Origin of the sequence: Saccharomonospora iraqiensis subsp. paurometabolica YIM 90007 (assembly GCF_000231035.2) — a bacterium.
GTDB lineage: Bacteria > Actinomycetota > Actinomycetes > Mycobacteriales > Pseudonocardiaceae > Saccharomonospora > Saccharomonospora paurometabolica.
The window spans coordinates 98290-104117 of sequence record NZ_KI912258.1 but is presented as its reverse complement, the minus strand read 5'-3'; the positions used below and the strand labels follow the sequence as shown (position 1 = coordinate 104117).

General features: G+C 74.6%; 5 protein-coding genes. 4 read left to right on the top strand and 1 reads right to left on the bottom strand.

Annotation, left to right across the window (positions count from 1 at the left end; genetic code table 11):
* The 4 genes from SACPADRAFT_RS28865 to murQ form a co-directional block, all read left to right on the top strand.
* On the top strand, positions 1-1073 hold a 1073-nt coding region (locus SACPADRAFT_RS28865), incomplete at its 5' end, for an exo-beta-N-acetylmuramidase NamZ family protein (protein ID WP_007026177.1).
* A gap of 215 nt (positions 1074-1288) precedes the next feature.
* Positions 1289-3121, top strand: coding sequence for a serine hydrolase (locus SACPADRAFT_RS0219725; protein WP_007026178.1), 1833 nt, complete (start codon positions 1289-1291; stop codon positions 3119-3121).
* 136 nt (positions 3122-3257) lie between these two features.
* Positions 3258-4271 carry a MurR/RpiR family transcriptional regulator gene (locus tag SACPADRAFT_RS0219720; protein WP_007026179.1) on the top strand — a complete coding sequence of 338 codons (1014 nt, stop codon included), beginning with the start codon at positions 3258-3260 and terminating at the stop codon, positions 4269-4271.
* Positions 4272-4298: 27 nt separating this feature from the next.
* On the top strand, positions 4299-5246 hold the full coding sequence (gene murQ / locus SACPADRAFT_RS0219715) for an N-acetylmuramic acid 6-phosphate etherase (protein WP_007026180.1): 948 nt from the start codon (positions 4299-4301) through the stop codon (positions 5244-5246).
* A 43-nt stretch (positions 5247-5289) separates the two neighbouring features.
* Here murQ and SACPADRAFT_RS28860 read toward each other — a convergent pair.
* Positions 5290-5828 (bottom strand): Fic family protein (locus tag SACPADRAFT_RS28860; RefSeq protein WP_007026181.1); only part of this gene is annotated, 539 nt, incomplete at its 5' end.

The window sequence follows — 5828 nt, the reverse complement described above, 5'->3', positions numbered from 1 at the left end:
CGACCGGCGTGCTGATCGACGGGGACCACGTCGTCGACTCCCTGGTCGCGGCGGGGGTCCGGCCGCGGGCGGTGTTCGGTCCCGAGCACGGTTTCCGCGGCAGCTCCCAGGCGGGCGCCGCCGAGCGCGACAGCACCGACCCGCGCACCGGCCTGCCGGTCCACGACATCTACCGCGCCGACGCGGACACCCTCGCGGCGCTGTTCACCGACGCGGGCGTGGACACGATCGTGTTCGACATCGCCGATGTCGGCGCCCGCTTCTACACCTACATCTGGACGATGTATCAGGCGATGGTGGCGGCCGCCCGGGTCGGGGCGGCGTTCGTCGTTCTGGACCGGCCGAACCCGCTCGGCGGGCACGCGGCGGGGCCGGTGCTGGACCCGGCGTTCCGCTCGTTCGTGGGGCTGCGCCCGATCGCCCAGCAGCACGGGATGACCGTGGGCGAGCTGGCCCGGTTCTTCGACGCCGAGTTCCTCCCGGACGACGGCGGCCGGGTACCCGAGCTCGACGTGGTTCCGGTCGCCGGCTGGCGCCGGAACGTCCGGTTCGGCGACACCGGCCTGCCGTGGACCCCGCCGAGCCCGAACATGCCCACCCCGGACACCGCGCTCGTGTATCCCGGGACGGGCCTGTTCGAGGGCACGGTGTTCTCCGAGGGACGCGGCACGACCCGGCCGTTCGAGACGGTGGGCGCGCCCGGGCTGGACTGGCGCTGGCGTGCGCGGCTGGTGGAACGGAACCTGCCCGGTGTGCGGTTCCGGGAGACCTGGTTCGTGCCGACCTTCGGCGCGTTCGCGGGCGAGACCTGTGGCGGGGTGCAGCTGACGGTGACCGACCCGGCCTCGTTCGACCCGATCCGCACCGCCGTCGAGATGCTCGTGACCGCGGCGGACGAGCATCCCGACCTGTTCGCCTGGCGGGACGACCATTTCATCGACGAACTCGCCGGTTCGGACACCGTCCGCCGGATGGTGGACGCGGGGGCGGGGCCCGACGAGATCGTCGCCTCCTGGCAGGACGGGCTCGCCGGCTTCCGGCGTCGACGCCGTCCGCACCTGCTCTACCGGTGAGCACCAACACCCGGGTCCGGCCGGATCACACGGACCCGACACGACCAGCACGATCATCACGGACGACACGGACGACACGGACGATCCCGGCGGCGCGGACGTGACCGGACGGCACGGGAGCGGACGGACGGGGCGGACGGCGCGGACGGCGCCGAGCGCAGATCGGCCCGGCGGCCGCGGCCGGGGCCGGGGCAGCATGGAGGTGAACGGCGACGATGCGGGCGAAGGGGACGACGGCACACCCGGTGTACCCGGGGGCTTCCGTCGGGACGCGGGGCCGGAGAAGGCCGGTCACCGTGCTGCTCGCGCTGCTGACGCTGACGGGGGTGACCGCGATGACCGCGGTGGAGACCGACTCGGGGCGGTTCGACCGGCCCCGCCCCGGTTTCTCCGCCGGTCCGGGCGTGCTCACCGACTCCACCCCGGAACGGGCGGGGCTCGACCCGGAGCCGATCCGGGCCGCCGAGCGTCGTCTCGACCGGTGGACCGAACCGGGCCCGGCCGGAGCGGACGGCCGCCCGCTCTTCCCCGGTGCGGTGGGGCTGCTCGCCCACGACGGCGAGATCGTGGCCACGCACGCGACCGGCGACGCCGTACGCTACGCCGACGGCGCGGGCACCGAACTCCCGCCGGAGGAACGGGTCCCGATGCGGGAGGACACCGTCTTCGACATCGCCTCGGTGACGAAGCTGTTCACCTCGGTCGCGACCCTGCAGCTCGTCGAGCGCGGGCGGATCGGACTGGACACCCCCGTGGCGCGGTACCTCCCCGGGTTCGGGATCCACGCCAAGCACGACGTCACGGTGCGTCACCTGCTCACGCACACCTCGGGCCTGCCGCCGACGCTCCCACTCTGGCAGGACCACCCGGACGAGGAATCCCGGATCCGGGCGGTCCTCGAGGTCGAACCACGCTCCGCGCCCGGGTCCGACCACTCCTACTCGGACCTCAACCTGATCACCCTGGGTGTGCTGATCGAGCGCGTCACCGGCGACCCGTTGGACAGGGTGATCGCCGAGCGCATCACCGGCCCGCTCGGGATGTCCGACACCGGGTTCACTCCGCCACCGGGCGAACGCGACCGCATCGCCGCCACGGAGTTCCAGACGCGGCCCGCCCGCGGCATGGTGCACGGCGAGGTGCACGACGAGAACGCGTGGGCCCTGAACGGGGTGGCCGGGCACGCCGGGCTGTTCTCCACGGCGCGCGACCTCGCCGTGTTCGGCCAGACACTGCTGACCGGCGGCACCTACGACGGCACCCGCATCCTCCGCCCGGAGACCGTGCGGGCGATGCTCACCGACCGGACCACCGGGGACGGGAGCCGGGGCCTCGGCTTCGAGCTCGACGCGATCCGGTACATGGGCGGTCTGACCTCCCCGTCCACGGCGGGGCACACCGGTTACACGGGGACGTCGCTGGTGCTCGACCCGCTGTCCGGGTCGGTCGCGGTGCTGCTGACGAACCGGGTGCACCCGTCCCGCTCGTGGGGCTCGCCCAACCCCGCCCGCCGGGCGTGGGCGACCGCCCTGGCGCGGTCACTCGCCGTCGCCCCGGTGCACGGCACGCACTCGTGGTTCAGCGCACCCGCGGACGACTCCCGCGCCACGCTCAGCACACCCCCGCTCCGCCCCGGGCGGGCCGACCGGCGGCTGTTCGGCCCCCGCACGCCACCGGCGCACACCTCCGTGCGGTTCGAGACGTTCGTGCACAGCGAGCGCACCGACCGCCTGGCGCTGCAGGCCAGTGTCGACGACGGCCGGACCTGGCGGGAGCTGCCGATGCGGGCCCGCGGGCGGGGTGCCCCGGACGGGGAGGTCCGGAGCCTGTCGGGCACCGGGCACCGCACGTGGTGGTCCGTGCGGGCGGACGTGCCGACCGCGGACGGGGTCGTTCTCCGTTGGGAGTTCACCACGGACGACCGCGACGCCGGGCGCGGCGTCCACCTCGACGGGGTGCGGGTCGTGCACGGCGAACGGACCCTGCTGGACGCCGAGCGGCACCCGGAGCGGTTGGTGGCCGACGGCTTCCACCTGCGTGACCGGTGAGAGTTGCCGACTCGTTAACCGCACGGGGTTAACGGGACTCCACCGGTCGGCGACTTCCCGGCGACCACGGAGCACGACCCGGGCGGGTCGGCTCGGGCTGTCGTCGCGCGGAAAGGTGCGGGTATTCTTGTCCGATATGGCTGCGGTTGGGGACTTTCCCACAGGCGGAGCACCGGGTGACTTCGACACGCGACCGGAGGTGCCGACCGACGCCCACCCGGAGGCCCCGGCGGCCGGGGACGCCCCGGACGACGGGGAGAGCGCGAGCCCGCTGGTCCGCATCCGCTCGCTGCTCCCCGGGCTCGCCCGGGCGGAGCAACGGGTCGCCCACGTGGTGCTCCAGGACCCGACCACCGTCTCCCGCCGCAGCATCACCGAGGTCGCCCAGGCGGCGCGGACGAGCGAGACCACCGTGACCCGGTTCTGCAAGGCCGTCGGGGTGGGCGGCTACCCGCAGCTGCGCATCGCGCTGGCCGCCGACACGGCCCGGGCGCAGGCCCGCTCCGCACCGGACCTCGGCGGCGAGATCACCGGCGACGACGACGTGGCCTCGATGATCGGCAAGGTCGCCTTCGCCGACACCCGCGCGGTGGAGGAGACGGCCCAGCAGCTGGACCCGGTCGTCCTGGAACGGGTGATCGACGCGCTCGCCTCCGCGGGCCGGGTGGACGTCTACGGCGTCGGTGCGAGCGCGTTCGTCGCCGCCGACCTGCAGCAGAAGCTGCACCGCATCGGCCGGATCTCGTTCGCCTGGTCGGACACCCACATCATGCTGACCTCGGCCGCGGTCCTCGGTCCGGGGGACGTGGCCGTGGCGGTGTCGCACAGTGGCGCGACGAGCGACACGGTGGAGACGCTGCGGGTCGCGGGACAGCGGGGCGCCACCACGGTCGCGGTGACCAACTTCCCCCGCTCCCCGGTGGCGACGGTGGCCGACCACGTCCTGACCACCGCCGCGCGGGAGACCACCTTCCGGTCCGGGGCCACCGCGAGCCGCATCGCACAGCTCACCGTCATCGACTGCCTGTTCATCGGGGTCGCCCGGCGGCACAGCGACGAGGCGCTCGGCGCACTGGAGGCGACCCGGAACGCGGTCGAGGGGCACCGGCTCGGGGTCCGCCCCGACGGCCGGCGGCGGGACAGCCGGTAGCCGCACGACGGAGGACCAGCGAGAACCATGACCGAGTCACACCCCGGGCCGAGCCCCGGGAACCGGATCGCCCACGTGGAGTCCCCGACCGAGCGGCGCAACCCGGCCACCACCGGGATCGACCGCATGTCCACGGCCGACGTCCTGGCCACCGTCAACGCCGAGGACCGCTCGGTGCCCGAGGCCGTCGGACGGGCACTGCCGGAGTTGACCCGCGCGGTCGACACCGCCACCGGGGCGCTGCGCGCGGGCGGACGGGTGCACTACGTCGGCGCGGGGACCTCGGGCAGACTGGCCGTGCTCGACGCCGCGGAACTGGCCCCCACCTACAACATCCCGCCCGGCTGGTTCGTGCCCCACCACGCGGGCGGACCCGACGCCCTCCGGGAGGCCGTCGAGGACGCCGAGGACGACGAGGAGGCCGCGGCGGCCGAGCTGCGCGGATCCGTCGCCGACGGGGACTTCGTCCTCGGTCTGACGGCCTCGGGGCGGACGCCGTACGTGCTCGCCGCGCTCCGCACGGCCCGGCACCGCGGTGCGGCCACCGCCCTGGTCACCGGGAACCCGGAGGCGCCCGTCCCGGACGAGGTCGACATCCGGATCACCGTGGACACCGGCCCCGAGGTCGTCGCGGGTTCGACCCGGATGAAGGCCGGGACCGCGCAAAAGCTCGTGCTGACCTCGTTCTCCACCGCCACCATGATCAGGATGGGGCGGACGTACTCGAACCTCATGGTCAGCATGCACGCCACCAACGCCAAGCTGCGCGGCCGCACCGTCCGGGTCCTGCGGGAGGCCACCGGACTCGGTACACAGTCCTGCACGCAGGCGCTCGTCCGGGCCGGTGGGGACCTCAAGGTCGCGCTCGTCCACCTGCTGTCCGGTGCGGAGACCGCGGCGGCCGCCGCCGCACTGGACCGCGCGGGCGGGCACGTCCGCGAGGCGCTGACCTCGGTGGGCCCGGCCACCCCCTGACCGGCCACACCCGGACCGGTCGCGGTGCGCCCGCCGGCCGTGATCAGCCCGCCGAGTCGGCGATGCTGTTCGCCTCCCGCGCGCCCGCCTCGAAGGCCTCGCAGCAGAACAACAGCCACTGCCGTACCCCGTCGGGTTCGCCGGTGGCGAACGCCGTGGCGGCCTCCTCGTACCGCCGGGCACGGCGCAGGCAGGCGACCTCCGGGACGCTGAGCGACTTGGGATCCAACCCGGTGGCGATCATGCTCAGCCGCGCCGCGGCACGGGCCAGCACGCCGTCCGCCGAGCCGAACGGACGCAGGGTCAACAATTCCCCGTGCACGACCGCGGTGAGCACCGGGGCGGCGACCGTGGTGGCGCCGGTCACGAGCTGGGCCAGCATCTCCAACCGCTGCCCGACCCCCGCGTCGGTCCGCGGCCTGCCGATCCGGTCGGGGTCGTCGACGAGGTCGCTCGCGGCCAGCACGTGCATCCGGGCCAGCGCCTGCCCCGGGGCCCGCCGCCAGGTGGGCAGCAGGGACTCCTGCGATTCGGCCACCCGCAGCGCTCCCGCCAGGACCGGGTCGCCGACCACCCCGTCGT

Coding starts and splice junctions, on each gene's coding strand:
- SACPADRAFT_RS0219725 (WP_007026178.1), top strand. CDS start 1,289: ATGCGGGCGAAGGGGACGACGGCACACCCGGTGTACCCGGGGGCTTCC.
- SACPADRAFT_RS0219720 (WP_007026179.1), top strand. CDS start 3,258: ATGGCTGCGGTTGGGGACTTTCCCACAGGCGGAGCACCGGGTGACTTC.
- murQ (WP_007026180.1), top strand. CDS start 4,299: ATGACCGAGTCACACCCCGGGCCGAGCCCCGGGAACCGGATCGCCCAC.